Source organism: Streptosporangium roseum DSM 43021 (genome assembly GCF_000024865.1).
Classification (GTDB): Bacteria; Actinomycetota; Actinomycetes; order Streptosporangiales; family Streptosporangiaceae; genus Streptosporangium; species Streptosporangium roseum.
Window position 1 is genome coordinate 7,504,470 of the sequence record NC_013595.1, and the last position, 26,959, is coordinate 7,531,428.

21 protein-coding genes are annotated in these 26,959 nt (G+C 73.0%); 10 read left to right on the top strand and 11 right to left on the bottom strand.

Translation table 11 applies throughout. The features are described from left to right. The first annotated feature begins 25 nt into the window (after positions 1-25). The 5 genes from SROS_RS32915 to menC all read left to right on the top strand — a co-directional run bounded on the left by SROS_RS32915 (position 26) and on the right by menC (position 5,766). A complete protein-coding gene (locus SROS_RS32915) occupies positions 26-1,465 on the top strand; it encodes a flavin-containing monooxygenase (RefSeq protein ID WP_012893256.1) in 1,440 nt (479 codons plus the stop codon). Positions 1,466-1,540: 75 nt separating this feature from the next. Next, positions 1,541-2,578 (top strand): dipeptidase, encoded by a 1,038-nt coding sequence (locus tag SROS_RS32920; protein WP_012893257.1) that lies wholly within the window; start codon positions 1,541-1,543, stop codon positions 2,576-2,578. Further along, the gene (locus tag SROS_RS32925) at positions 2,575-3,813 is read left to right on the top strand and encodes a M20 family metallopeptidase (protein WP_012893258.1); all 1,239 of its coding nucleotides are present in this window, start codon (positions 2,575-2,577) and stop codon (positions 3,811-3,813) included. Before SROS_RS32920 ends, SROS_RS32925 begins: the two co-directional genes overlap by 4 nt. Then, positions 3,810-4,631 carry a hypothetical protein gene (locus tag SROS_RS32930; RefSeq protein ID WP_012893259.1) on the top strand — a complete coding sequence of 274 codons (822 nt, stop codon included), beginning with the start codon at positions 3,810-3,812 and terminating at the stop codon, positions 4,629-4,631. The genes SROS_RS32925 and SROS_RS32930 overlap by 4 nt, the downstream gene beginning before the upstream one ends. Positions 4,632-4,665: 34 nt before the next feature. After that, positions 4,666-5,766: an o-succinylbenzoate synthase gene (gene menC, locus SROS_RS32935; protein ID WP_012893260.1), complete on the top strand. Its 1,101-nt coding sequence runs from the start codon at positions 4,666-4,668 to the stop codon at positions 5,764-5,766. A 21-nt stretch (positions 5,767-5,787) separates the two neighbouring features. Here the strand turns inward: menC and SROS_RS32940 are convergent, their stop codons facing one another. The 3 genes from SROS_RS32940 to SROS_RS32950 are packed head-to-tail and all read right to left on the bottom strand — an operon-like array spanning position 5,788 to position 9,441. Then, on the bottom strand, positions 5,788-7,266 hold the full coding sequence (locus SROS_RS32940; RefSeq protein ID WP_012893261.1) for an AMP-binding protein: 1,479 nt from the start codon (positions 7,264-7,266) through the stop codon (positions 5,788-5,790). A gap of 16 nt (positions 7,267-7,282) precedes the next feature. After that, positions 7,283-8,263, bottom strand: coding sequence for an acyl-CoA dehydrogenase family protein (locus SROS_RS32945; protein ID WP_012893262.1), 981 nt, complete (start codon positions 8,261-8,263; stop codon positions 7,283-7,285). After that, positions 8,260-9,441, bottom strand: coding sequence for an acyl-CoA dehydrogenase family protein (locus tag SROS_RS32950; RefSeq protein ID WP_012893263.1), 1,182 nt, complete (start codon positions 9,439-9,441; stop codon positions 8,260-8,262). Before SROS_RS32950 ends, SROS_RS32945 begins: the two co-directional genes overlap by 4 nt. A 171-nt stretch (positions 9,442-9,612) precedes the next feature. On the opposite strand from SROS_RS32950, the gene SROS_RS32955 reads away from it, so the two are divergent. Both SROS_RS32955 and SROS_RS32960 read left to right on the top strand, forming a co-directional pair. Further along, entirely contained in the window at positions 9,613-10,956 is a 1,344-nt protein-coding gene (locus tag SROS_RS32955) for a sensor histidine kinase (RefSeq protein ID WP_012893264.1), read from the top strand. A 9-nt stretch (positions 10,957-10,965) separates the two neighbouring features. Further along, positions 10,966-11,568, top strand: coding sequence for a TetR/AcrR family transcriptional regulator (locus SROS_RS32960; RefSeq protein WP_012893265.1), 603 nt, complete (start codon positions 10,966-10,968; stop codon positions 11,566-11,568). On the opposite strand, the gene SROS_RS32965 is transcribed toward SROS_RS32960, so the two are convergent. Further along, positions 11,525-12,409 carry a DMT family transporter gene (locus SROS_RS32965; RefSeq protein ID WP_169369425.1) on the bottom strand — a complete coding sequence of 295 codons (885 nt, stop codon included), beginning with the start codon at positions 12,407-12,409 and terminating at the stop codon, positions 11,525-11,527. The genes SROS_RS32960 and SROS_RS32965 overlap by 44 nt on opposite strands. Before the next feature lie 222 nt (positions 12,410-12,631). Between SROS_RS32965 and SROS_RS32970 the strand changes: the two genes are divergently transcribed. The 3 genes from SROS_RS32970 to SROS_RS32980 all read left to right on the top strand — a co-directional run bounded on the left by SROS_RS32970 (position 12,632) and on the right by SROS_RS32980 (position 15,647). After that, a complete protein-coding gene (locus tag SROS_RS32970) occupies positions 12,632-13,621 on the top strand; it encodes an AurF N-oxygenase family protein (protein WP_012893267.1) in 990 nt (329 codons plus the stop codon). Beyond that, positions 13,618-14,415 carry an SDR family NAD(P)-dependent oxidoreductase gene (locus SROS_RS32975; RefSeq protein ID WP_012893268.1) on the top strand — a complete coding sequence of 266 codons (798 nt, stop codon included), beginning with the start codon at positions 13,618-13,620 and terminating at the stop codon, positions 14,413-14,415. Before SROS_RS32970 ends, SROS_RS32975 begins: the two co-directional genes overlap by 4 nt. A gap of 218 nt (positions 14,416-14,633) precedes the next feature. Further along, positions 14,634-15,647 (top strand): LacI family DNA-binding transcriptional regulator, encoded by a 1,014-nt coding sequence (locus SROS_RS32980; RefSeq protein ID WP_012893269.1) that lies wholly within the window; start codon positions 14,634-14,636, stop codon positions 15,645-15,647. A 47-nt stretch (positions 15,648-15,694) separates the two neighbouring features. Here the strand turns inward: SROS_RS32980 and SROS_RS48035 are convergent, their stop codons facing one another. The 7 genes from SROS_RS48035 to SROS_RS54040 form a co-directional block, all read right to left on the bottom strand. After that, a complete protein-coding gene (locus tag SROS_RS48035) occupies positions 15,695-15,802 on the bottom strand; it encodes a zinc ribbon domain-containing protein (RefSeq protein WP_425358620.1) in 108 nt (35 codons plus the stop codon). Positions 15,803-15,809: 7 nt separating this feature from the next. Next, a complete protein-coding gene (locus SROS_RS32985) occupies positions 15,810-17,081 on the bottom strand; it encodes an MFS transporter (RefSeq protein WP_012893270.1) in 1,272 nt (423 codons plus the stop codon). A gap of 183 nt (positions 17,082-17,264) precedes the next feature. Next, positions 17,265-20,426 carry a non-ribosomal peptide synthetase gene (locus SROS_RS32990; protein WP_012893271.1) on the bottom strand — a complete coding sequence of 1,054 codons (3,162 nt, stop codon included), beginning with the start codon at positions 20,424-20,426 and terminating at the stop codon, positions 17,265-17,267. Then, positions 20,423-22,390: a non-ribosomal peptide synthetase gene (locus SROS_RS48040; protein WP_012893272.1), complete on the bottom strand. Its 1,968-nt coding sequence runs from the start codon at positions 22,388-22,390 to the stop codon at positions 20,423-20,425. The genes SROS_RS32990 and SROS_RS48040 overlap by 4 nt, the downstream gene beginning before the upstream one ends. Positions 22,391-22,392: 2 nt before the next feature. After that, positions 22,393-23,796 (bottom strand): condensation domain-containing protein, encoded by a 1,404-nt coding sequence (locus SROS_RS48045; protein ID WP_012893273.1) that lies wholly within the window; start codon positions 23,794-23,796, stop codon positions 22,393-22,395. Then, on the bottom strand, positions 23,793-25,229 hold the full coding sequence (locus tag SROS_RS33000) for a condensation domain-containing protein (RefSeq protein ID WP_012893274.1): 1,437 nt from the start codon (positions 25,227-25,229) through the stop codon (positions 23,793-23,795). Before SROS_RS33000 ends, SROS_RS48045 begins: the two co-directional genes overlap by 4 nt. Further along, positions 25,226-26,959: a condensation domain-containing protein gene (locus tag SROS_RS54040; RefSeq protein ID WP_012893275.1), complete on the bottom strand. Its 1,734-nt coding sequence runs from the start codon at positions 26,957-26,959 to the stop codon at positions 25,226-25,228. The genes SROS_RS33000 and SROS_RS54040 overlap by 4 nt, the downstream gene beginning before the upstream one ends.

Here is a 26,959-nt window from a genome sequence, read left to right on the forward strand (position 1 = left end):
ATCCCGACCCTCGAAGGGCTGGCGTATGAGTCCGAATATCGCGATCATCGGTGCCGGGTTCGGCGGGCTGTGCATGGCCATCCGGCTGGAGCGGGCGGGGATCCGCTCCTACACGATCTTCGAGAAAGGGCCCGGCGTCGGCGGCACCTGGCGGGACAACACCTATCCCGGGGCCGGATGCGACATCCCCTCGCACCTGTACTCCTTCTCCTTCGAGAGATACGCCAGCTGGACCCGCCGCTACCCCGGGCAGCCGGAGATCCTCGACTACCTGGAGATGTGCGCCGACAAGTACGGACTGCGCCCGCGTATCCGGCTGAACACCGAGGTCACGGCCGCCGCCTTCGACGAGTCGCTGGGCAGGTGGCGGGTGCGCACGGCGGCCGGTGAGCAGCTCTTCGACGTGGTGGTGTCAGGGGTCGGCCAGCTCAACCGCCCCCGGCTGCCCGACATCCCGGGGATGCCGTCCTTCGGGGGCGCGGCCTTCCACTCCGCCCGCTGGGACCACTCCCAGGACCTGACCGGCAGGCGGGTGGCGGTGATCGGGAACGGGTCGTCGGCGGCGCAGCTCATCCCCCGGGTGGCCGAGGTCGCCGGGCACGTGGACGTCTTCCAGCGCACCCCCAACTGGGTCATCCCCAAGCCGGACGCCGTCTTCGGCGAGGCCACAAGGACGGCCTTCCGCCATGTGCCGTTCCTGCAGCGGGGCTACCGCGAGTGGATCTACCGGTACGCCGAGGGCGCCCTCTACCGGGCCCTCGCGGGCGGATGGAGTGCCGGGGTGCTGCGCAGACGCGCCCTGGAACACCTGCGTGACCAGGTCCCGGACCCGCAACTGCGGGCCAGGCTGACTCCCGGCTACCCGGTCGGCTGCAAGCGGGTCATCATCGACAGCAGCTTCTATCCCGCGCTGACCCGCGCCAACGTGGATCTCGTCACCGAACCGATCACCCGGATCGCCCCAGCGGGCGTCGAGACCGCCACCGGCCTCCGCGAGGCGGACGTGATCGTCTACGCCACCGGGTTCCAGAGCACCGACTTCCTGGCGCCCGTCGAGATCACCGGTCGTCAGGGGCGCCGTCTCGGCGAGGAGTGGAAGGACGGGGCGGAGGCCTACCTCGGCATCGCGGTGCCGCACTTCCCGAACCTGTTCCTGCTCTACGGGCCCAACACCAACCTCGGCCACAACTCGATCGTCTTCATGATCGAGTGTCAGGTCGGATACGTCATGCGCTGCCTGCCGTACCTCTCGCGGAGGGGACCGATGGAGGTCAGGCCCGAGGCGATGGAGGCGTGGCGGCGGAGCCTGGATCGGGCGATGGGCTCCATGGTGTGGGGGGCGGGCTGCACGAGCTGGTACAAGAACGCGGCGGGCCGGGTGACCAACAACTGGCCGGCCCCGACGACGGTCTACCGGCGGATCACCAGGGCGCCCCGGCCGGCGGCGTTCCGCTTCGCGCGCTGACCCGTCCGGACACCGGGCCCGGGCTCTCGATAGCGTCGTCTCTGACGAGAGCCACCTGCGAAGAAGGGCCTGCCCGTGTCCGCTGAACTCCACCGTGACGCCGTGGTCGCCGATACCCACAACGACCTGCTGATGGCGGTCACGGCACGGCCCCCGCGGCAGTGGGCGTCGTTCTTCCGCGAGCGCTGGCTGCCCCAGCTCCACGAGGGCGGGGTGAACGTGCAGGTGCTGCCGGTCTTCATCGACGACCAGTACCGGCCCGAGGGAGCCCTCCGGCAGACCCTGCGCATGATCGAGTGCGCCCACACCCTGGCCGAGGGCAACGCCGACACGGTACGGCTCTGCCTGGACGGCACCCAGATCGACCAGGCGCTCAGCGAGGGCAGGATCGCCCTGGTCCTGGCACTGGAGAGCGCCCCCGGCCTGGACGCCAGCGTCGAACTGCTGCCCACCCTGTACCGGCTGGGCGTGCGGATCGCCTCGATCGCGCACTGGGGCCGCACCGCCCTGGCCGACGGCAGCGGCGAGGACGCCACCGCCAGCAGGCTCACCGCGGCCGGGGTGGAGGCGGTCCGGGAGATGGAACGCCTCGGCATGATCTTCGACATCTCGCACCTGAGCGCCTCCGGGGTGGGGCACGTGCTGGAGCTGTCCACCCGGCCGGTGATGGCGACCCACTCCTCGGCGCGGGCCCTGCGCGACCACCACCGCAACCTCACCGACGACCAGATCCGCGCCGTCGCCGCCACCGGCGGCGTCGTCTGCGTCAACTTCCTGGCGGCCTTCCTGTCGGAGGACCCGGCCGAATACACCGTGGACCGCCTGGTGGACCACATCGAGCACATCGTGGGCGTCGGCGGGATCGACCACGTCGGCCTCGGACCCGACTTCGTCCGCGAGGTCATGAACGACCTCACCCCGCCGTGCTGCGAGGGCTTCAGCTACAGCGGTGTCGACAACCTGGCGGCCATCCCCGGCCTGGCCGGGCCCAGCGGGCTGCCGCTGGTCACCGACGCCCTGCTCAAGCACGGCTTCGCCGACGAGGAGATCGTCAAGATCCTCGGTGGCAACGTCCTGCGGCTGTTCCGCGCCGAGCTGGGCAGGCCGGCATGAACCTCCGCCTGATGCTTGAGGACCTGGAGGAGCTCGTCTCGTGCGAGTCGTTCTCCGCCGACCACGAGGCGGTGGCCCGCAGCGCCCGGGTGGTCGCCGACCAGGGGCTGCGCAGGCTCGGCACGCGCCCCGAGACGATCGTGATCGACGGGGTCACCCACCTGCGGTGGACCTTCGGCACGCCCCGGGTCCTGCTGGTCGGCCACCACGACACCGTCTGGCCGATCGGGACGCTCGCCGAACATCCCTGGTCGCTGGTGGACGGGATCGCCCGCGGGCCCGGGGTGTTCGACATGAAGGCCGGGCTGGTGCAGGCCTTCCACGCGCTGGCCGCGCTGCCGTCGCCGGAAGGGGTGTGCCTGCTGGTCACCGGGGACGAGGAGGTCGGCTCACCGTCCTCGCGCGCGCTGATCGAGGAGTCGGCGCGCGGCTGCGCGGCCGCGTTCGTGCTGGAGGCCGGCGCCGACGGCGGCGCGCTCAAGACCGCGCGCAAGGGCACCTCCAACTACGCGGTCACCGTGCACGGCAGGGCCGCGCACGCGGGCCTGGAGCCCGAGAGGGGTGCCAACGCCGGGATCGAGCTGGCCCACCAGATCCTCGCGCTCGGCGCGATCGCCCTGTCGGCGGACGACGGGGCGGCACCGGACGGTCTGGGCCCGACCACGGTCACCCCGACCGTGCTGTCCGGGGGCACCACGACCAACACCGTGCCCGCGCTCGCCAGCGTGGAGGTGGATGTGCGGGTGCCCACCCTCGCCGCGCAGGCGCGGGTGGACGAGATGGTACGGGCGCTCGCCCCCCGGACCCCGGGGACCCGGCTGGAGGTGAGCGGCGGGCCGAACCGCCCTCCCCTGGAGCAGGCCTCGTCGGCGCGCCTGTTCGAACTGGCCTGCCGGATCGCCAAGGATCTGGGTATGGAACCGCCGCGTGGGGTGGCCGTGGGCGGCGCGTCCGACGGCAACTTCACCGCGGGGATCGGCTGCCCGACCCTCGACGGGCTCGGCGCGGTGGGCGGCGGCGCCCATGCCGCACACGAGCACGTGGTCGTCGAGGAGATGCCCGGCCGGACGAGGCTGCTGACCGGGCTGATCGCCTCGGTCCTCGGAGGGGAGCCCCCTGCGGGAGCGGTGGCCACGGAAGCGGCGGTCACGGGAGAGGCGGCCGCGGGAAGGACCTCGCCGGCGGCGGGGAGTTCGGCGACCGCGGGAGAGTCCCCGGGGGAGGCCGGCAGGTGACGGGCCCGGCCAGGAGCGACGAGCACGCCGAGGCGGCGGCCCGGGCCGCGGGGGTGCGCATCGACGAGCTGTCCGAGCTCCCCGCCTTCGAGGAGGTCTTCCGGCTGTTCGACGACGTCTGGCACCCCGATCCCGGCAATCCGCCGGTGACCGTCGAGATGATGCGGGCGTTCTCGCACGCGGGCAACTACGTGGCCGGCGCCTACGAGGGCGGCCGCCTGGTCGGCGCGTCGGTCGGTTTCCTGGCCGCCCCGGCCGGACAGGTGCTGCACTCCCACGTCACCGGCGCCTCCATCGGGCGCGGCATCGGCTTCGCGCTCAAACTCCACCAGCGCGCCTGGGCACTGGAACGGGGCCTGGAGCGCATCACCTGGACCTACGACCCGCTGGTACGGCGCAACGCCCACTTCAACCTGGTCAAACTCGGCGCCCGCCCCGAGGAGTACCTGCCCTCCTTCTACGGCGTCATGGCGGACGCCATCAACACCGGCGACGAGTCCGACCGGACGCTCGCCGTCTGGCGGCTGACGGAGCCGCGAGTGCTGGCCGCCGTCCGGGGCGAACCGCACCGGCCGCAGATCCCGCCGGACGCGGTGACCGCCCTGGCCGAACGCGACGGCCGCCCGATCACCGGGCGGACCGACGCCCGCACGCTACTGGTCGCGGTCCCCGCCGACATCGAGACGCTGCGCCGCGCCGACCCCGGCGCGGCCAAGGCCTGGCGCCACGCCGTACGCGACGTGCTGGGCGGGTTGATGGAGGAAGGCGCCCAGGTCACCGGGTTCACCGGCGAGGGCCACTACATCGTGGAGCGGTGAGCCGGGACCGGCTCACCGCCGAGAAGGAGAGAAAGTGAAGATCACTGGAATCGAACTGCGGCGGATCGCGATGCCACTGGTCGCCCCCTTCCGCACCTCGTTCGGCACCGAGACCGAACGCGACGTGCTGCTCGTGCGGGTCGTCACCCCCGACGCCGAGGGCTGGGCCGAGTGCGTCGCCATGACCGACCCTCTCTACTCCCCCGAATACGTCGACGGCGCCGCCGACGTCCTGCGCCGCTTCCTCATCCCCGCACTGCCCGCCCACTCCGACGTCCACGCCGTCGGCCGCGCCCTCCACCCCTTCAAAGGCCACCGGATGGCCAAAGCCGCCCTGGAGACCGCCGTCCTGGACGCCCAGCTCCGCACCGGCGGCCAATCCCTGGCCTCCTTCCTCGGCGCCGCCAGAGACCGCGTCCCCTCCGGCGTATCGGTCGGCATCATGGACTCCGTCCCCCAGCTGCTCGACGCCGTCGGCGGCTACCTCGACGAGGGCTACGTCCGGATCAAACTGAAGATCGAACCCGGCTGGGACCTGGCCCCCGTCCGCGCCGTCCGCGAGCGCTTCGGCGACGACCTGCTGCTGCAGGTCGACGCCAACGCCGCCTACACCCTCGCCGACGCCCCCCATCTCGCCAAACTCGACGCCCACGACCTGCTGCTCATCGAACAACCCCTCGCCAACGACGACCTCGTCCAGCACGCCCGGCTCGCCAAGCGCCTCACCACCCCCATCTGCCTGGACGAGTCCATCGAGTCGGCCGAGCACGCCGCCGCCGCCATCACCCTGGGCGCCTGCTCGATCATCAACGTCAAACCCGGCCGGATCGGCGGCTACCTCGAGGCCCGCCGCATCCACGACCTGGCCCGCGCCCACGGCGTCGCCCTGTGGTGCGGAGGCATGCTGGAGACCGGCATCGGCCGCGCCGCCAACCTCGCCCTGGCCGCCCTGCCCGGCTTCACCCTGCCCGGCGACACCTCCGCCTCCCGCCGCTACTACGCCACCGACATCACCACACCGTTCGAACTGCGCGACGGCCACCTCGACGTCCCCACCGGCCCCGGCATCGGCGTCGACCCCGTCCCCGGCATCCTGGACGAGGTCACCACCTCCACCGAATGGATCACCCTCTGACACCCGGGCCGCGGCGGCTCCCTATCCGGCCAGATACTCCTCCCGGACCCTGGAGCGCGACAGCTTCCCCGTGGGTGTGCGGGGCAGCTCGTCGCGGAACTCGATGACCCTGGGGTGCTTGAAGCGGGCGATGCGCGGGCCGAGGTGGTCCAGCAGCTCCCGCGGGGAGGGACGGGGGCCGGGGACCGGCTGGACCAGCGCGACCACGCTGTGGCCCCACTCCTCGTCGGGCACGCCGATCACCGCGACGTCGGCGACCGCCGGGTGCTCCAGCAGCGCCGCCTCGATCTCGGCGGGGTAGATGTTCACCCCGCCGGAGATGATCAGGTCGGTACGGCGGTCGCACAGGAACAGGAACCCGTCCTTGTCCATGAAGCCGATGTCGCCGGGGGCGTACCACTCCCCGCGCATGCTGGAGGCGGTCTTCGCCGGGTCCTTGCGGTAGGTGAAGCTGCCGAGACCCGACTTGACGTAGACCATGCCGGGCTCGCCGGCGGGCACCTCCTCGCCGTCCGGGTCGAGGATCCTCGCCTCGAAGCCCGGGGCCGGGCGGCCGACCGTGCCGGGACGCGCCAGCCAGTCGTGCGGCTTGACGGAGAAGGCGATGGTGGACTCGGTGGAGCCGTAGTACTCGTACAGGACCGGGCCCCACCAGTCCATGATCTCCTTCTTGACCGCCACCGGGCAGGCCGCACCGGTGTGGATCACCTGCCGGAGCGACGACACGTCGTACTTCCGGCGGACCTCGTCCGGCAGCCGGAGCATCCGGTGGAACATCGTCGGGACCATCATGGCGTTGGTCACCCGGTGCCTGTCGACCAGTTCGAGGATCGCGACCGGCTCGAACCTGGGCGCGATCACCAGGGTGTGGCCCAGGTGCAGCGCGAACATCGTGTGGGCGCACGGCGAGGAGTGGTACATCGGCGAGGTCACCAGGTGGATATCGTCGCCCGGCCGCAGGTCGCAGACCTCGCCGAGGAACCAGGTGACGAGCGGGACCGTCGCCTCCGGCTCGGCGCCGGACAGGGGTCGCTGCACCCCCTTGGGGAACCCGGTGGTGCCCGAGGTGTACCACATGACGGCCCCCGCCGACCTGTCGCCGGGGGCGGTCGCGGGCCGGCCCCCGGCCAGCTCGCCGACGCCGGTGAGCGCCCCCTCCACGGGGTGGTCCCGGTCGGCGACCACGACCTTGGCGTCGCAGTCGGCCACGATGTAGGCGATCTCGGCCGCGGTCAGGTGCCAGTTGACCGGCACGTAGTACAGCCCGATCTGCCCGGTGGCCATCAGCATGACCACCGCGTCGAGGCCGTTGGGCAGCACGCCCGCGACCACGTCGCCCTCGGCGAGCCCCCGTGCCCGCAGTCCGTGGGACACCTGGTTGACCCTGGCGAGCAGCTCGCCGTAGGTCGTCACGGCGCCGTCGGCGTCGATCACCGCCCGGCGGCCCGGGTCGGCCTGTGCGATCCGGTAGAAACCGGGGAGCGTGCTGATGTCGGGCATGGGATCCCTCCTTGGCTCAGAGCTCCAGCAGATCGGCGAGACGCGTCCGGTGGATCCGGGGCGGACCGAGGAGCACCTCGTCCGACTTGGCCCGCTTGTAGTACAGGTGCGCGTCGTGCTCCCAGGTGAAACCGATCCCGCCGTGCAGCAGCAGGCTGTCGCGGGCCACCTCGAAGCAGGCCCGCCCCACGTAGGCCTGGGCGAGCGCGGCGGCCAGGGGCAGCTCGCCGGGCGCCTCGTCGGCCGCCCAGGCCGCGTTCCGGACGATCGACTCGGCCTGCTCCAGCTTGCAGTGCATGTCGGCGAGCTTGTGCTTGACCCCCTGGTAGGAGCCGATGGGCCGGCCGAAGGCCACCCGGATGCCGCTGTAGGCCACGATCGCGTCGAGTGAGGCCCGCAGCACGCCGAGCTGCTCGGCGGCCACCGCCACCGCGAACAGGTCGCGGACCCTCTCCATCCCCTCCGGGGAGGAGGCGACGGTCTCGCCTCCGGCCGCCTCCACCCGCGCCTGCCTGCGCGTCGGGTCAAGGGTGGTCAGCGGGGTACGGCCGCCGCCCCGGACGGCCCGGACCCGCGTGCCGTCCACCATGAGGACCACGTCGGCCTCGGCGCCGTTGAGCGCCCGGTCCCCGTCGAGTGCCACGGTCGCGACGGTGGTCCCGGCGGCGATGGCCGGCAGCAGCTCCTTGTCTCCCAGCTCGGTCAGCAGGATCGCGGCGAGGGTGGTGGCCAGGAACGGGCCGGGCAGCAGCGCCGCGCCGGTCTCCTCCAGGACGATCGCGAGCTCGGCGTATCCGGCTCCGGCTCCGCCGTACTCCTGCGGGACGATGAGGCCGGCGAGCCCGAGCTCGCCGTTGAGGCGGCGGTAGACCGCCGGGTCGTAGCCGCTCTCCGACTCGGCCGCCCGGCGGACTTCGGGCAGGGGCGAGGCGGCGGCGAGGAAGGAGCGGACCGTGCCGCGCAGCTCCCGCTGCTCTTCGGTGAGGACGAGGTTCACTGCCGGGTTCCCGTCTTCAGGTCCTTGAACGGCACGTTCTTGTCCACTCGCGGCTCGGGCGGCAGGTTCAGCACCCGGTCGCCGATGATGTTGCGCATGATCTCGTTGGTGCCGCCGCCGAGGGACAGCGCGGGGGCGAGGGCGATCGAGCCGGCCAGCCGCCCGTCGTCCTCGTAGGCCACGGCCTCGGGGCCGGCCAGCGAGGTGGCCAGGTCGGCCTGGAACATGCTGAGCTCGGCGAGGAGCAGTTTGGCCGCGCTGCCCCGGGCGCCGGGGAAGATCCCGGCCTTGGTCTCCTGGGCGAGCCGCTGGTTGAACAGGGCCAGCGCGCGGGAGCGGATGTAGAGCTCGACGAGCTGGTCCTTGACGAGGGGATCGCCGGTGTCCACGGTGTGGCGCAGCGTCTCGAAGGCGACCGGGTTGTCCTTCTGGCCGCCCATGCCGACGCCGCTGGAGATCGACAGGCGCTCGTGCAGGAGGGTCGTGACCGCGCAGCTCCAGCCGTCGTTGACCCGGCCGACCAGGTTCTCCGCGGGGATGTGCACGTCGTCGAAGAAGATCTCGTTGAAGTGGGCGCGGCCGGTCATGTCGCGCAGCGGCCGGACGGTGACGCCGGGGGCGTGCATGTCCACGACGAACATCGACAGTCCCTTGTGCTTGGGCACGTCCACGTCGGTCCGGGTGAGCAGCAGGCCCCAGTCGGCGTGCTGGGCCACCGAGGTCCAGACCTTCTGGCCGCTGACCACCCAGCCGTCCTCGGTCTCCGTCGCCCGGGTCTGCAGGGCGGCGACGTCGCTGCCCGCGCCGGGCTCGGAGAAGAGCTGGCACCAGATCTCCTCTCCCCGCAGCAGCGGGCGGAGGTGGCGGGCCTTCTGCCCGGGGGTGCCGAGGTCGACCAGGGTCGGCCCGCACATGCCCAGTCCGATGGAGAACACGTAGGTCGGCAGCGTGAAGTCCTTGGCCTCCTCGGCGAAGGCGCGCTCCTCGGCCTGGCCCAGCCCCTGCCCGCCCCACTCGGCCGGCCAGGAGATCCCCGAATAGCCCGCGTCGTAGAGGTCGGCCATGAAGGCCTTCGCCACGGCCACCCCGTCGGCACCGGGGTCGTCCTCGTCTCTGCTCCGCTGAGCGTTGGCCTCCAGCCAGCTTCTGGCCCGCCGGCGGTACTCCTCAAGGTTCATGTCCGCTCCAATCAGTGCGCACTTACTCTAACCAGCGGCGGTGCGGCAGTACAGAGCAATGCTCTACAGCGGAAGGAGGAGCGATATTTGCCCTCGCTTGGTCATGAACCACCAGGAATCGGTAATCAATTCATCCATTGTGATCGTCTGATCTCGGGGGGAGAGATTGGTGTGGTCACGCGGAACTCCTGGTCCGTCCGGACACGGCTGACGCTGATCGCCATCACCGTCGCCTTCCTGTGCGGCCTTCTCGCCACCACCGTCCTGCTGCTCTCCCTGCACGACCTGGCGGACAGCTTCCGCACCAACGAGGTGGCCAGCGCCGCCATGGAGGTCATCCACCTCGACGAGGAGACGTCGGCACCGGTCACGCTGCCCCAGGGAGACGCCGCGGGCGTCCAGGTGGTGAACTCGGTCGGCATGGTCGTCGCGGCCACTCCGTCGCTGACCGGCGCCCCCGCGGTAGCGGACTTCGCTCCCCCCGCCGGGAGCACGCGAGCCGACAGGGAGCTCTGCGAGATCCCCGAGTTCCCCGGCAGGTGCATGGTGGTCGTCGCCCTGCGGATCCCCCGGCCGGGCGGCGACTGGCTCATCTACTCCGTCGACGACGCCGTCCCCTGGTACGTCCAGCCCCAGGTGTTCGCCGTGCTCGTCGGCGCCTGCCTGGTGCTCGTGGCGCTGGCCGGGATCGGCGCCCACCACATGGTGACCAGGGCGCTCCGCCCGGTGAGCGACATCAGCGACCACCTTGCGGAGATCACCGCCACCGACCTCGGCCGGCGGGTGCCGGTGCCCGAGGCGCACGACGAGGTCGGGAAGCTGGCCGAGACGATCAACCAGACGCTGGACCGCCTGGAGGGCACGGTGGAGCAGCAGCGCCGGTTCGCCTCCGACGCCTCCCACGACCTCCGCAGCCCGCTGACCGCCATGCGCACCCAGGTGGAGGAGGCGCTGCTCTACCCCGATGACACCGACTGGAGCGCGAAGGCCACCGCGATGCTCGCCAGTCTCGACCGGCTCCAGGCGCTCGTCTCCGACCTGCTGATGCTCGCCAGGATCGACGCCGGCACCCCCGCGTCCAGGGAGCCGGTCGACCTGGGCGAGCTGTGCGGCGACGAGCTGGAGCGCCGCAAGCGCGGCGTCGAGGTGGTCCGGGAGCTGAAACCCGGCCTCGTCGTGGAGGGCGACCGGCTCCGGCTGGCGCGGCTGCTGACGAACCTGATGGACAACGCCGAGCGGCACGCCGTCTCGCAGGTCACGGTGAGCGTGACGGAGGAGGACGGCACGGCCGTTCTGGAGGTGCTCGACGACGGCGCCGGGATCGCCCCCGAGCAGCGGGAGGTGGTCTTCCACCGGTTCACCCGGCTGGACGCCTCACGCAGCAGGGATGCCGGGGGCACCGGGCTGGGGCTGTCCATCGCGCGGGAGATCGCCCAGGCGCACGGCGGGACCCTGGGGCTGGAAGACAGCCCGCAAGGCGCTCGTTTCGTCCTGCGGCTCCCCTTGACCCGCTAGGGTTCCCCTGTGGCACGGGGATTTGGGCGACTACGCCGCGATGATCTGCTCCGGACCGCCTGCGACGTCATCGCGGCCCAGGGGTTCGGGCACACCCGGACGGCGGACATCGCCCAGGCCGCCGGGGTCAGCCAGGCGCTGCTCTTCTACCACTTCGAGACCAAGGAGAAGCTGTTCGCCCAGGCCTTCGCCTACGCGGCCGAGCGCGACCTGGAGGCGCTCACCAAGCTGGAGGATGCGGGCGGCTCCCCGCTCGAACGGCTGCGCGGCCTGCTCAAGCTCTACTCCCCCACCGGCAGGTCCAAGTCGTGGGCGCTGTGGATCGACGCCTGGGCCGAGTCGATGCGCAACGCCGACCTGGAGGAGATGTCGCGCAGGATGGATCTGCGCTGGCGGCAGGCACTGCGCGCGATCATCGACGAGGGGGCCGCGGCCGGGGCCTTCACCTGCGCCGACCCCGACGGCGCGACCTGGCGGATCGTCTCGCTGATCGACGGCCTGTCCACCCAGACCACCGTGCACAAGCGGGTGCTGCCCCGGGCCCGCATGGCCGAGTTCATCCGTACGGCTACCGCGGGGGAGCTGGGCCTGTCCCTCGACGTGCTGTCCTGAACAGCCCGCCGGGCAGCACGACCAGGAGCATGGCCAGGGCGATCAGCCCTCCGCCGAGGAAGACGGCCCAGGTGAGCGGCTCGCCGTACATCACGACGGCCAGGGCGGTCACCCAGAGCGGCTGGGCCGACAGGATCACCGCGGCGGGCACCGGCGGGACATGGAGCTGGCCGTACGACCGGGCCAGGAAGCCCAGCGCGCAGGCCACGATCGACAGGTGGCCGAGGAGCGCCCAGTCGCCCGTCGTGCGGGGCAGGGTGAGCCCGTCCGGCGCGGCGAGGACGCCCGTCATGAGCGCGATCGTGCCGAGCTGGATCACCGTGACCGCGTAGGCGTCCCGCCGCGCGCCGGCGAAGTTTCCCAGCACCAGCGTGTGCCCCGCGTACAGCACCGCCGACAGCAGGGTGACGGCCAGCGCGGGCAGGGAGACGGCGCCGCCCTCGGCCTCGCTCAGGAGGGTGAAGACCGTCAACGCGGCCAGCGCGAGTGCCACCGCGCCCCAGGTGCGCCCGGAGATCCTGGCGCCGAGCAGGACCAGCCCGAGGACCGGGGTGATCACCACGTAGGAGCCGACGGTGAAGCCCGAGACCGATGACGGCAGGTCGTGCAGCGCGACGGCCTGGGCGGTCTGGCCCACGCCGAACAGCAGGCCGAGCAGGAGGCCGGTCAGCCAGGTGCTCTCCGGCAGCCCCCGCAGGCAGCGCGGCCGGAGCGCGAACAGGGCGAGCGTCGCGATGCCGTACCGCTCGGCGAGCAGGTCCGCCACCGGCATCCGGGCGATGAGGTCTTTCATCAGCGGGAAAGCCGACCCCCAGGCCACGCTGACGGACAACAGAAGCACGGCTCCCAAGAGGGGTCGAGGAGCGAACACCGCTGCCATACCGGAAGGATTGCATCACCCACTGCTACCGCCGCGTCACAGCGCGGATCGGGAGTGGCCCGAATACAACTCTGAGTGAAGGACGCCACACCGGCGTGAGGGAGCTCACACCCCCGCGGGGGCTTCCCCCACTATTGGATGCTTCGTACAATTACGGCGCAGACACCCGATGGGAGTGGAGCGATGACACCCGCCCCGAACACCACTGCGGACAGAGAGAGCGACCAGGCGGTCGCGGAGAAGCGCGCCTACGAAGCGGTCATCGAACGCCTTTCCAAGGCCTCGGTCGACAAGCACTGGGAGCCCTACGCCGACATCCCCTGGGACGACGAGGACTTCCTCGTCCACCAGGACGACCCCCGCTGGGAGCTGCCCGGGGTCGACAAACTGGGCGGTCACCCCTGGTACCGGGCACAGACGCCCGAGATCCGCGCCAGGATCGGGCTGTGGCGGGTGGCGACCGCCATGAAGATCGGCCTGCAGTTCGAGAACCTGCTCAAGCGCGGCCTGCTGAACTACGCCTACCGGCTGCCGAACGGCTCCCCCGAGTTCCGCTACGTCTACCACGAGACGATCGAAGAGGGACATCACGGGATGATGTTCCAGGAGTTCGTCAACCGTACGAAGTTTCCGATCAGGGGCATGCCGGGCCCGCTGAGCCTGCTCGCCCAGGTCACCCCGTGGATTCCGCTGATCTCCACCGAGCTGTTCTTCATCTTCGTGCTCGGCGGCGAGGACCCGATCGACCACGTGCAGCGCAAGACCCTCAGGGACGGCCAGATCCGGCACCCCCTGGAGGAGACCATCATGCGGATCCACATCGCGGAGGAGGCCCGGCACATCTCCTTCGCCCGGCACTACCTGCGCCGCCGGGTCCCGCGGATGCCCCGCCACCGCCGTTTCACGCTGGGGATCGTCTCCCCCGTCGTCCTGGGCATCATGGCGCGGATCATGCTGTCGCCCCCCGGATCGATGATCAAGAGGTTCCGGATCCCGGAGCACGTCGTCAAGGAGGTCTACACCGACAACCCCGAAACGGCCCAGCAGATCCGCGACTCGGTGGGCAAGACCCGTGAGCTCTGCGCCGAGCTGGGCATGATGAACCCCGTCCAGCGCAGGGTCTGGAAGGCGATGGGCATCTGGGCGGCACCGGCCGGGAAGGCGGCCCGATGAGGACGGCGATCGTGACGGGCGGGGCGTCCGGCATCGGCCGGGCCCTCTGCCGCGAGCTCGCCAGGCGCGGCGCGCACGTCGTGGCCGCGGATCTGGACGGCGCCGGGGCGGAGCGGGTCGCCAAGGAGTTCGGCTGCTCGGCCGCGACGCTGGACGTCACCGACGCGCGGGCCGTGCAGGATCTGGTCACGGGCGTCAGGGCCGAGAGGGGCCGGTTGGACCTCGTGTTCAACAATGCCGGGATCGCGGTCGGCGGCACCACCGACGAGCTCACCCTCGACCACTGGGACCGCACCATCGACGTGAACCTGCGCGGCGTGGTCCACGGCGTCCACGCCGCCTATCCGATCATGATGCGGCAGGGCTTCGGCCACATCGTGAACACGGCATCCCTGGCCGGCCTGGTCCCCGCTCCCCTGATGGCCCCCTACACCGCGACCAAGCACGCGGTGGTCGGGCTGTCGCTCGCGCTGCGGGCCGAGGCGGCGGCACACGGCGTGAAGGTCAGCGTGGTCTGCCCGGGCTTCACCGACACCCCGCTGCTCGACCACGCCAACCCCGGCCTGCCGCAGACCGCGACCGGCGCGGGCGCCCGGCGGTCGGCGACCAGGACCCAGGGCCGGCTCTACTCGGTCGACGCGCTGGCCGGCGACATCATGAAGGGCCTGGCCCGCAACCGGGCGCTCATCGTGGCGCCGGCGTCGGGGCGGATGGCCTGGCGGGGCGTACGGCTCTCGCCCTCGCTCGCCGTCCGTGCCGCCTCACTCGCCATCCGCCGCCTGGGCGGCGCCTGACGGGCGGGCGGGGCCGCCGTACGCCCGGCGATCAGCTTCCGGCGGCCGGACAAGGATCGGACACGCCTCTCTGAAACTTTCGGGAAAGTATCGAATCTTTCGCGCCCGGAAGATAGGTAAATCACGCATAACACGTCAATAGAGCTCTGGATGAACTTCTGGTCAGCGACCAAGACGGCCGGACGGCTCTCCGAAAGTTTTTGGCTACACTCCCTCGCATGCCAGCGAAGAGCCGGGTGACAATCGCTCTGATAGCCGAAGAGGCCGGGGTCTCGGTCCCCACCGTGTCCAAGGTCATCAACGGCCGTCCCGAGGTCGCCCCGGGCACCCGCCAGCGGGTGGAACGCCTGCTCCACAAACACGGCTACCAGCGGCGCGTCAGCCAGAGCGACGGACCGGTCGGGCTGATCGACCTGGTCTTCACCGAGATCGAGAGCCCATGGGCGATGGAGATCGTCCGGGGCGCCGAGGCCACCGCCCGCGAGGCCGGCGCCAGCACCGTGATCTCCGTGCTGCACACGCACGCGGGTCCCGGCCGCGACTGGCTGGAGCGCATCGCGACCCGCCGTACCGACGGAGTGGTGATCGTGGCGTCGCGGCTCTCCGCCGGGCTGCAGGGCCGGCTCAACGCCCGCTCGATGCCGTTCGTCGTCGTCGACCCCGAGGGAGAGCCCGCCCCCCACGTCGCCTCGGTGGGCGCCACCAACTGGAACGGCGGCCTGGCCGCCACCCGCCACCTCCTGGAGCTCGGACACCGCAGGATCGGCGTCATCGGCGGCCCGGCCGACATGCTGTGCAGCCGGGCCAGGATCGACGGCTACCGGGCGGCGCTGGAGACCGCCGGCGTCCCCGTGGCCGCCGAGCTGATCCGGCACGGCGACTTCCTGGTCGACTCCGGTCACGACCACGGCCACGGGCTGCTGGCCCTCGCCGACCCGCCCACCGCCATCTTCGCCGGCAGCGACCTGCAGGCGTTCGGCGTGTTCGAAGCCGCCCGCCGGCGGGGGCTGCGCGTCCCGGAGGACCTCAGCGTGGTCGGCTTCGACGACCTGCCACTGGCACGCTCCGCCTGGCCGCCCCTGACGACCGTCCGCCAGCCGCTGCGGGACATGGCGGCCCTGGCCACCCGCATGGTCCTGGCCATCGGCCGGGGCGACCGCTCCCAGGCCCGGCGCGTCGAACTCGCCACCGAACTCGTCGTCCGCGAAAGCACGGCGCCGCCCCGCCCCTGAGCGCCCGCCTCACCCCCTTGAGGTCTTGCACCGGCTCCACAGGCCTTTCACCTCTCCGCCGGCCCGGCGGCGAGGATGTTCTTCGCGGCGTTCACATCCCGGTCGTGGACGGCGCCACAAGCCGCGCACACCCACTCCCGCACCCCCGACGGCATGGACGCGTCAGCGGACGGAACGGATCCTCATGACCAGGAGGGCGCCGAGCAGGACCAGGGCGGCGGAGGTCAGGTAGAGGGCGGGGTAACCGCCGGAGCCGGCCACGATCGGCCCGGCGACGACCGGGCCGAGGACCTGGGGGCCGGAGTTGGCGATGTTGATCACGCCGAGGTCCTTGGCCCGGCCGTCCGCGGCGGGCAGGACCTGGGTGACCAGGGCGTTGTCGACGGACAGGTACACGCCGAAGCCGACGCCCAGGATGGCCGCGGCGACGAGCGCCACCGGCCACAGCGGCCAGAGCGCCAGCATCACCGCCGGAACCGTGCTGATCAGCCCGGAGACCGTGACGAGCAGCTTGCGGCGGCCCAGCCGGTCGGAGACGACGCCCGCGACGACGGTGGTGAGGACCACGGTCGCGGTATACAGCAGGATCAGCAGCAGCAGGCCGTCCTCGGCCTTCTCGCCGGGGAAGAGCCGCTCGTAGCCGACCGCGTCGGTGAGGAAGTACAGCAGGTAGAGCGTGGCGATCGCGTTGCCGAGCTGCATCAGGAAGCGGGTCACCCATGCCCAGAAGAAGTCGGGGTGGGCGCGGGGACTGATCCAGAAGCCCCTGAGGAAGGCCCCGAGGTCGAAGGGAGGCTTGGCGGTCAGCCGCGGGTCGGAGGTGGTCAGGACGAAGGGGAGGACGCAGAGCGGGATCAGCGCGGCGATCAGCAGGTATCCGGACTCGACGGTGGTGACGACCCTCGTGACGAGGACGACGGCCAGCACCACGCCCAGCGACTGCGGTATCCCGACCCAGCCCGACACCTCCCCCCGCTGGCCGGTCGGCACGTGGTCGGGCACCCCCGCGGTGAGCGAGGCCTGCATCGCGTTGAGCCCGGCCTGCACGAGGCACCAGCCGATCACCATCCCGAGGAGCGTGCCCTGCTCCGCCAGGAAGACCATGGCGCCCGCGCCGAGCAGCGCGCCCGCCAGCGTCCACGGGTGCCTGCGGCCGAACCGTCCGGACGTCCGGTCCGACAGGGCCCCGGCGACCGGGTTGAGCAGCATCGCCACCGCGGCGCCCATCCCGGTCACCACCGCCAGCGCCGTCTCCTTGCCTCCCGGGGCGACCTGTGCCACCTGCGAGGGAAGCAGCACCTGGAGTGGTCCGAAGTAGCCCATCCAGAGGGCGAGGTTGGCCAGCGAGATACCGGCGACCCACCACGGCCCCACCCTGCGGGTCGGTTCGGCGAGTGCCGCCGGCAGCTCGGGAACGGGCTGGACAGCGCTCATGGTGCCTCGCACTCCGCGGCTCACGGTTTCGAACCAAGCGCCCGACAATCCGAGGCGTGCACGGATGCTACGCCGTACGCCTCCCCGCACGACAGTCCCCGACATCACATGATCACAACAGTCCTCCGCCCGCCGTGCCCCCTCGCGCCGCCGGCTCCGGCCCCACCGGGCGACGGGGCCGGCTCAGGGAGAGTCGGTGCCCGCGAGCAGGTCCATGGCCTCCTCTTCGGTCAGACCGGCCAGTTCCTCGATCAGCAGGTCCTCCACCGCCTCGGCGAGGGCCGCGACGGTGCTCCGGGCGAAGATCGTCCGGATCGGGACCTCGACGCCGGTGGCCCGCCGGATCCGGGCGGCCACCCGGGTCGCCAGCAGGGAGTGGCCGCCCAGCGCGAAGAAGTCGTCGAGGACGCCGTACGGGCCGGCGCCGAGCAGCTCGTCCCAGATCCCCGCCACCAGCCTCTCCGCGTCGGTGCGCGGCAGGACCCGCTCGGCCGCCGGGGCGGTCACCGGCTCGGGGAGCGCCGCCCGGTCGACCTTGCCTCCGCCGGTGAGGGGCAGCGCCTCCAGCCGGACCCAGGCGGTCGGGACGAGCTGGCGCGGAAGCGTCCGTTCCAGGTGGGCACGGAGGTCGGCGGGGTCGACGGTGCCGGTGACGTAGGCGAGGAGTTCCCCGCCCCGCCCGGTGACGAAGGCCTGGCCCACTCCGGGATGGGCGAGCAGGTGGCTCTCCACCTCGCCGGGCTCGATCCGGAAGCCCCTTATCTTGAGCTGGCCGTCCAGCCGTCCCAGGAACTCCAGCCGCCCGTCGGCGCGCCACCTCACCCGGTCCCCCGTCCGGTAGCGGCGTGCCCCCGGCTCTCCGGCGGGATCGGGGACGAAGGCGGTCGCGGTGAGAGCGGGCCTGCCGAGGTAGCCGCGGGCCACCCCGGCCCCGCCGATGACGAGCTCCCCGGTCGCCCCGGGAGGCAGGGGCTCGCCCCGCCCGTCGAGCACGTGGACCGTGGTCGCGCCGATCGGGCGGCCGATCGGGGGATGTTCCAGAGCCGCCTCCGCCCCGAGATCGGCGGCGGTGGCGATCACCGCCGCCTCGGTCGGGCCGTAGGTGTTGACGAGCCGGACGCCGTCGCCGAACCGGCCGCGCCACCGCTCGACCGCCGCCGCGGAGACCTGCTCGCCGCCGAGGATCACCAGGCGGAGCGAGGGCGGCCAGACGACCTCCTCCAGCTCCTCGACCAGCGCGTGCCAGTAGGCGGTCGGCAGGTCGAGCACGGTGACCCGCCCGCCCGGGGGCGAGGCCAGCAGGTCGGGCAGGCTCGCCGCGCCGTCGGGGAGCAGCACCAGCGTCGCCCCGGCGGCCAGCGTGGGGAAGACCTCCTCCACGTGGGCGTCGAAGCTGAGCGAGGCGAACTGGACGACGTGGTCGGCCGAGGTCAGGCCGTAGTCCGCGCGCATCCACCGGACCCGCGCCGCGACCGCGCCGTGCTCGACCAGCACGCCCTTGGGCACGCCGGTGGAGCCGGAGGTGGTGATGACGTAGGCGGCCGCACGGCCGGGCTCCGCAGGGGCGGCGGCCGTACGGCCCGCGAGACCGTCGGGACCGCCGCCGCTCGCGGGGTCGACGGCGGTCAGGCCGTCGGGGAGCCTCCTCCTGGTGATCACGTGGGTGGCCGAGCTGTCCGACAGCGAGAAGGCCAGCCGCTCGTCGGGCACGTCCGGATCGAACGGCAGGTAGGCGGCGCCGGACCGCCACACGGCGAGCAGCGCGGCGATCGCCTCGATCGAGCGGGGCAGGCAGACGCCCACGACGTCACCGGGGCCCACCCCGCCGTCGCGGAGAGCGCCGGCGAGCGCGTCCGCCCGGGCGAGCAGCTCGCCGTAGGTGATCGTCTCCTCGCCGCAGATCACCGCGACGGCGCCGGGCGCCCGCCGTACGGCCTCGACGATCATCTCCGGGACGAGGTACGGCGCGGCGCCGGACCCCGGCGCGGGGTCGAGGGGAACGCTGGCGGCGAGGGGCGGCTCGGGCACGGAGGGCGAGCCGGTGGCGAGGGCGGGGCCGGTGGCGAGGGCGCGGATGTCGGCCAGGTCGGCCTCGGTCCAGATCGGCAGGGCCGAGATCGGGGTGCCCGGCTCGGCCGCGACGGACTCCAGCAGCACCGCGAACCGGTCGGCCAGGCGGCCGATCGCCCCGGCCTCGAACAGGCCGCTGTCGTAGAGGAAGGACAGCGCGAGCCCGTTGCCGTCCGACCACGCCTCGACGAGCAGGTCCACCTTCACCTGCCGGAACCCGGCATCGACATCGGTGACGGTCAGCCCGCCGAAGGACCGCCGGGGGCCGGCGTCCTGGTTGTGCAGGATGAACATGGACGGCAGCAGCGAGTCGGCGGGGTGGCCGAGCTTCTCGAACGGGACCGCGGAGTTGCCCAGCGCGCCCAGGACCTCGCCCCGGGTGCGGGCGACCAGGTCGGTGAACGACGGGTCCCCGCCGAGATCCCCGCGCAGGATCACCGTCTGGGCCACGTAGCCGACCATCGGCTCCAGCTCGACCCGGTCCCGGCCCGCGACCACGCTGCCGACCAGGACGTCTTCCTGCCCGGTGTGCCGGAACAGCAGGGTCTGGTAGGCCGCCGTCAGGACGGCGAACAGGGTGGTGCGGTTCTCCCCGGCCAGCCGTTCCAGCCTCCGGGCGGTCGCCGGCGGCAGCCCGGCGCGGTGGGTCGCGGCCTCCCCGCTCCGCCCCCGCCGGTGGCGGAAGGGCAGTTCGGACGCCGGCGGGTCGGCGAGCCTCTCCGTCCAGTACGGCACGGCCCGCTGGGCCCGGCGGCGCTGCCACCGCCCGTAGTCGCCGGCCTGGACGGGCAGCGGGCGCAGCCGGGGCTCGACACCGTGCAGGTGGGCGGTGTAGCACTCGGCGAGGTCGTCGAGGATGACGTTGAGCGACCACCCGTCCGCGATGATGTGGTGCATCGTGAGGCAGAGCAGGTGCTCGTCGTCGGCGAGCCGGATCACCGCGACCTGCAGGGGCGGCCCGGCCTCCAGGTCGAACGGCGCGTTGGCCCGCCGGGACACCAGGTCGGCGGCCTCCTGCCGGCTGCGGAGGCTCAGCCACTCGATCCCGGGCGCCCCTGGCTCCACCACCGCCCAGGGCACGCCGTCCTCCTCGGCGAACCTGGTGCGCAGGCTCTCGTGGCGGGCGAGGACGTCGGTGAGCGCCCAGGTGAGCGCGGCCTGGTCGAGCGGACCGTGCAGGGCCCGCACGAGATACATGGTGTAGGAGGCGTTGTCCGGATCGAGGCGTTGCAGGAGCCAGAGCCGCTCCTGCTCCGGAGACAGCGGCGCCCTCATGCGTCCGGCGCCAGTCCGTCGAAGATCGCGTCCAGGTCCTCGGCGCTGAGACCGTCGAGCTGCTCGCGCAGCGCGGCCACCTCGGCCAGGTCCAGGTCGTCGTCGCCGAGACGGTCCAGCTCCAGGGCGAGCCCGGCGACGGTCGGATGCTCGAAGAGCGCCACGATCGGCACGGCGGCCCCGAACCGGGCCTGGACCCTGGCGATGATCTGGGCGGCAGTCAGCGAGTGGCCGCCGAGCTCGAAGAAGTCGTCGTCGACGCCGACGGGCTCCCCGGTGCCCAGCACCTCGGCCCACATCACGGTCAGCTCGTCCTCCACGGGCGTCGACGGCGCCCGGTAGGGGGCCGTCCTGGCGGATGTCCAGTCGGGCGGAGGCAGCGCCCCGCGGTCCAGCTTGCCGTTGGGGGTGAGCGGCAGGGCGTCCACCGTCACGAGGTGGGCGGGGACCATGTACTCGGGCAGGCTCAGCCGGAGCCGCCCGCGCAGCGCCGGCCACAGCTCCCCCGGCTCCCCGGGGCCCTCCTCGGGAACCACGTAGGCCACCAGCCGGGGCAGCCCGTCGGGCCCGTCGCACACGGCGGCGGCGGCCTGCCGCACCTCCTCCGCCGACCGCAGGGTGGTCTCGATCTCGCCGAGCTCGATCCGGAACCCCCGGATCTTCACCTGCTGGTCGGCCCGTCCCAGATACTCCAGGCGCCCCTCGCCGGTGACCCGGGCGAGGTCGCCGGTGGCGTACATACGCGCCCCGGCGCGGCCGGCGAACGGGTCGGGCAGGAAACGGGCCGCGGTCCGGGCGGCCAGGCCGTGGTAGCCCCTGGCCACCCCCGTCCCGCCGATGTGCAGCTCCCCCGCCTCGCCGGCCGCCACCGGTTGCCCGCCCTCGTCGAGGAGGTACAGCGACGTCTCGTCGATCGGCTCCCCCAGGTCGACCCCGGACGGCGCGGGCGCGACGGGCCCGGCCGTGGACCACACGGTCGTCTCCGTCGGGCCGTACACGTTCCACAGGCGCACGCCCGTGCCGAGCAGCGCGTCGGCCAGGTCGCGCGGCAGCGCCTCGCCCCCGCAGAGCCGGGTGCCGACCGTCTCGGGCACGCCTCCGGCCTCCAGCAGGATGCGCCAGGTCGCCGGGGTGGCCTGCATGACGGTGATCCCCTCGGCGACCGCCAGCTCCCGCAGCGCCCGGCCGTCCGCCGCCTCCCGCGCCGAGGCCACGACCACGCGGGCTCCGCAGGCCAGGGGCAGCAGGAGCTCCAGGACCGAGATGTCGAACGACAGCGTGGTGACGGCGAGCCAGCGGTCCTCGGAGGTGAGTTCCAGCCTGCGCATGAACGATCCGAGCAGGTTGGTCACCGCGCGCTGCGGGACCGCCACCCCCTTGGGCCGTCCGGTGGAACCCGAGGTGTAGATCAGATAGGCCAGGTCGCCCACGGGCTCCGCGGCGGGCGGGGTGAGGTCCGCCGCGGAGGCCGCAGGCGCCGCTCCCTCACCGGGCACCCGGCCGGCCCCGGCACCGCCCGGCGCGGGCAGCGTCCCCTGACCGGAGATCCGGCCGGCCCCGGCACGGCCCGGCGCGGGCAGCGTCCCGTCAGGGGCGAGCGACAGCACCCGGGGGACGCCGTCGAGCAGGCGCGGGTCCACGCCGGGCTGGGTCAGCACCAGGCCGATCCCCGCGTCCTCGCGCATCATCCGGAGCCGGTCCTCGGGAAAGACCGGGTCGAGCGGGACGTACGCGCCGCCGGCGGCCCAGACGGCCAGGACCGCGACCACCATCCCCGTCGTGCGCTCCATGCACAGCCCGACGGGGACCTCGGGTCCGACTCCCCGCTCGCGCAGCGCCGCCGCCAGGTCGTCGACCCGCCGGTGCAGCTCGCGATAGGTCAGCTCGCCTCCGGCCCCCCTCACCGCCACCGCGTCGGGCGTCAGCTCCAGCCGGCGCCGCGTCAGCTCCAGCGTCGTCACCACGGTCACACACCTCTCAGGTCGGACAGCCGGAGATCCGGGTCGGTCCCGGCGCGCTCCACCACGTCGGTGAAGGCCCGGACCAGACGCCGCGCGGTCCCGGCGGAGAACAGGTCGCTGTTGTAGTCGAGGACTCCGCCGAGCCCCTCGGGCCCCCGCCACGCGTCCACCGATATCTCGGCCTTGGTACGGCCCGCCGGCGGCATGGGGTAGACCTCGACGGCCAGGTCCGCCATCTCCGTCCGCAGCAGGTCGCCCTTGGGCAGGTTGTGCAGGTTGAACATGGCCTGCAGGAGCGGCGGCCGGCTCAGGTCGCGGGGCAGGCGCAGCGCCCCGAGGATCCGCTCGAAGGGCACCTCCGCGTGCTGGAGCCCCCTGAACACCGACAGGCGGGTGCGTTTGAGCAGCTCCCGGAAGGTGGGGTCGCCGGACAGGTCGGCGCGGAGCGCGAGGGTGGTGGCGAAGTAGCCGATCAGCGGTTCCAGCTCCACCCTGTTCCGTCCCGCGACCGGCACCCCCACGCACAGGTCCTCCTGTCCCGCGGCCAGTCCCAGGGTCACCTGGTAGGCGGCGAGCAGGGCCATGAACAGGGTGCAGCGCTGCTGCCTGGCGACCCCCTCCAGCCGGGTGATCACCTCGTCGGGCACGAGCAGGCTCTCCTGCCCGCCCCGTCCGGTCCAGCGGGCCGGGCGGGGGTGGTCGGCGGGGAGGTCGAGCACGGGCGCGCCGGCGAGCGTCCGCGTCCAGTGGTCGAGGTGGGCGGTGTCCTCGTGCTCGGCCCGCCTCCTGTCCTCCGCCGCGACGTCGGTGTACTGGGTGGGGAGCTCCGCCAGCAGCGGCTCCCGTCCCTCGCGGTGGGCGGCGTAGCACTCGGCCAGCTCCCGCATGAGGACGTCCAGCGACCAGCCGTCGACCACGATGTGGTGCAGGACAACGCAGAGGATGAAGTCCTCGCCGGCCAGCCGCATCAGCGCCACCCGCAGCGGCGGCCCGGCCTCCAGGTCGAACGGCCGGTTGACGAACTCCACGACGGCCGGGGCCGGGTCGCCGGTGACGTCCCGCCGCTCCACGGCGACCGGCCCGGCGGGCGCGACGACCTGCACGGGCCGGTCACCGGCCAGGCGGAAGCGGGTGCGCAGCACGTGGTGCCGCCCGGCCACGCGGGTGAGGGCGGCGGCGATGCCGTCGGCGTCGACCGGACCGCGCAGCCGTACGCACCAGGGGGTGTGGTAGGTCGTGTCGGCCGGGTCGAACCGGCTGAGGAACCAGAGCCGTTCCTGGCCGAACGACAGCGGCCAGGTACGGCCCGCGTCCCTGTCCCGCGCGCGCCCGAGCAGGGCTTCGCGCCGTTCGGGCGGCAGCTCGGCCAGCCGGCTGAGCAGTGCCGCGCGCTGGTCCGGCGTGGTCACCGGCCACCTCCCCCGGCGACGGCGGCGGGCCGCTCGACCGGGGTGATGCCGCACAGCCCGGCGACCGCGTCGAGAGGCACGTCCTCGGCGACGCTGCGGACCAGGAGCGTCTCCATCCCGCGCAGCAGGGTGTAGGCCGTGGACCGCGGCAGGCAGGCGGTGTCGGTCAGCAGGTGGAGCCGGCAGGTGTCCGTGGCGGGGCCGGTGGCGAAGAACACCGTCGCGTCCACCTCCGGCCACGCGCCCACGAAGAAGGTCCTGGTCCGCTCGGTGAGGGCGGCCAGGGCGGCGGCGTCGCCCTCCCGGGCCGTCCGGGGCAGGTTGGGCCAGTGGCCGGTGGCCCGGCTGTCGTTGAAGTAGGCCGACAGGTCGACGGGCCCGCCGCGTTCGCGGCCGACCTCCTCGCGCAGCGCCATCATCCTGAAAGGGTCGTAGTGCGCGTGCCGGTAGGTGGTCAGCGCCTGCCGGTGCCCGGCGCGCGCGGCGTCGGCGAAGGTCCCCTCGGGCAGGTCCAGGACGAAGATCCCGTCCTGGACGGCCGTACCCGCCATGGCGCTGGTCCGGGGGTCGTGCCGGTTGGCCACGATGAGCTGCATGACCACCTCCCGGTGCCCCGTCAGCACGGCCAGGAGCACGGCGCTCGCCGTGGTCAGCACGCTCGCCGTGCTGACCGACCAGCGGGCCGCCAGCCTCTCGGCGGCGGCGGCGAGCGCGACCGACTCCATGCCGACCCGGACGAACCGCTGCTCCTCCGGCGGCTGCCGGGGGAAGTCGAACAGGGACCGGGGCACCCTCTCCAGCGCCGCGCGCCAGTGCCGGAGCGCCCGCTCCCCGCGCGCGGCGCCCGCCCCCTCCCGTTCGAAGGCAGCCTGGTCCAGCGGCTGCCACGCGGGTTCGGGCAGGTCGTCCCCGGCGAGCAGGCCCTTCCAGTCGGTCGCGAGGATGTCCAGCGCCCACCCGTCGACCGCCAGGTGGGACAGGGCGAAGGCGACGGCCCGGGGCCGCCCGCCGCCCGTCACGACGGCGCACCGGATCGGCGGCTCGGTGGCGTAGTCGAACCCCTTGGAAGCCAGGTCGGCGGCGAGCTCCTTGGCCGCCGCGAGCGGCCTGGCCTCTCCGGCGTCGAACACCTCGACCGTCAGCCGGCCCTCGCGCGCCACCCGCTGGACCGGCCCGGCGGGGGTCTCCTCGCAGGTCGTCCGGAGGGTCTCGTGCCGTTCGACCAGCCCGCGCAGGGCCAGCAGGACGGCGTCGAGATCACGTCTGCCGTAGACGGGCAGGGTCCAGGGCATGTTGAAGTACGGGTCGCCGTCGTCCAGCCACCGGGTCAGCCGCCAGATCGCCTGCTGCCCCCAGGTGAGCGGGGCCTCGCCGCCCCGGGCGCCGGTGAACTCCACCACCGCCGCCCCCTGCCGTGTGAGAGCGGTCGTCATCGGGATCGGGCGATCTCTTCGGCGACGCCGGCGACGGTCGGGGTGTCGATGAACACCTCGAAGGAGAGCTCGACGCCCATCCGGTCCCGGACGCGGGCGATGATCTGGGTGATCGACAGCGAGTGGCCGCCGAGGTCGAACAGGTCGTCGTCCGGCTGGATCTCGTCGACGCCGAGCACCTCGCACCAGATCGCCCCGACCTCCCCGAGGAGAGCGGGGTCCTCCACGGCCCCGGCCGCCGCGCCGGCGGCGGGAGACGCGTCCGGAGCGGAGTCCGCGACCGCTCCGGAGGCGATGGCGGCGGAGGCTGGGGCCGTACCGGAGTCGACGGAGGCGGAGGCCGGGACCGTACCGGGAGCGCCGGCCGGGGCCGCTTCACGGGCGGGCGCGGCCTCCCGTCCGGGCGACGGCAGCTCGGTGATCGGGGCGTCGGGGCGGGCGGCGATGCCGAGGAGCAGGGTCCGCAGGTGTCCGGCGACGCTCTCGCAGGCGGCGCGGCTCAGCACCTCCGGGTTGAACTGCAGCCGGGCCGCGAGACCGTCCGGGGACTCCACGACCTGCAGGTGCAGGGTGTTGCGGACCGCGCCGTTGAACGCCGTCCAGTCGACGGAGGCGTCGAGGCCGGGGAAGACGGGGTCGGGGCCGGAGCGCCTGCGGTAGCTGACCGAGACGGGGGTGAGCGCCGTACGGGGGCTGATCCCGCCCAGGGCGCGGGCCAGGGGGACCTCGCGATAGCGGTAGACGGCGCGCAGTTCCTCCCGGAGCGTCCGGGCGAACTCGGCGAACGTCCCCTGCGGCGTGGAGACCACCGGGAGCTCGTTGACGAACAGTCCCACGTGGTCCCGGGTCTCCTCGGTGCGGGTGGACAGGTCCACGGCGACCGCGACCCGGTCGTTGCCGTATCCATGCAGGAGCGTGTGGAGGGCGGCCAGCACGACCTCGAACCGGGTCAGGCCCAGCCGCTCGGCCACGCCGGCGGTCTCTCCGCCGAGCGCGAGGTCCACGGTCCCGCCGGGAGCGGCGCGCAGCGACGGGCGGGTGGCGCCGGGCAGCAGCAGGTCCTGGTCGTCGTGCCATCTCGGCCGCCAGAACTCGGCCGCCCCCTCCAGCCCGGCGGCCACCCGGTCCTGCTCGGCACGTGCCGCCTCGCCGTAGGAGATCGGCAGTGGCGGCAGGGGGGAGCCGCCGTAGGCGGCGGCCAGGTCGCGCAGCACGATGTCCTTCGACATGCCGTCGAAGACCGCGTGGTGGGCGACGATCTGCAGGACGTGCCGCGCGGGCCCCAGCCGGAACAGGGTGAACCTGGCCAGCGGGCCGGTCACCAGGTCGAAGGGCCGGGAGAGTTCGGCCTCGATCCCGCCGGACGGGCCGGAGGCCCCTCCGGACAGGGCGGGAGCCTCTCCGGAGGTTCCGCCGGGCGGCGCGGAGACGTCCCCGAAGACTTCGCCGGACGGGCCGGAGACGTCCTCGAAGCGGATCGGCGGGGGCACCTCGCCGGGGACCAGGCGGACGTGCCCGTCCTGCTCCGCCAGGGTCGCGGCGAGGACGGGGTGGCGCTCGACGACCGCGGCGCAGGCGGCGAGCATCGCGTCCACGTCGAGCGGGCCGTCGAACCGGACGGCGAGCGGCATGGCGTAGACCCGGCCTCCGGCGCCCGTCCGCTCGGTGATCCACATCCCGTGCTGGGCGAGGGACGCCCGGTCCCACCCGTCTATCAGAGATACCGACAT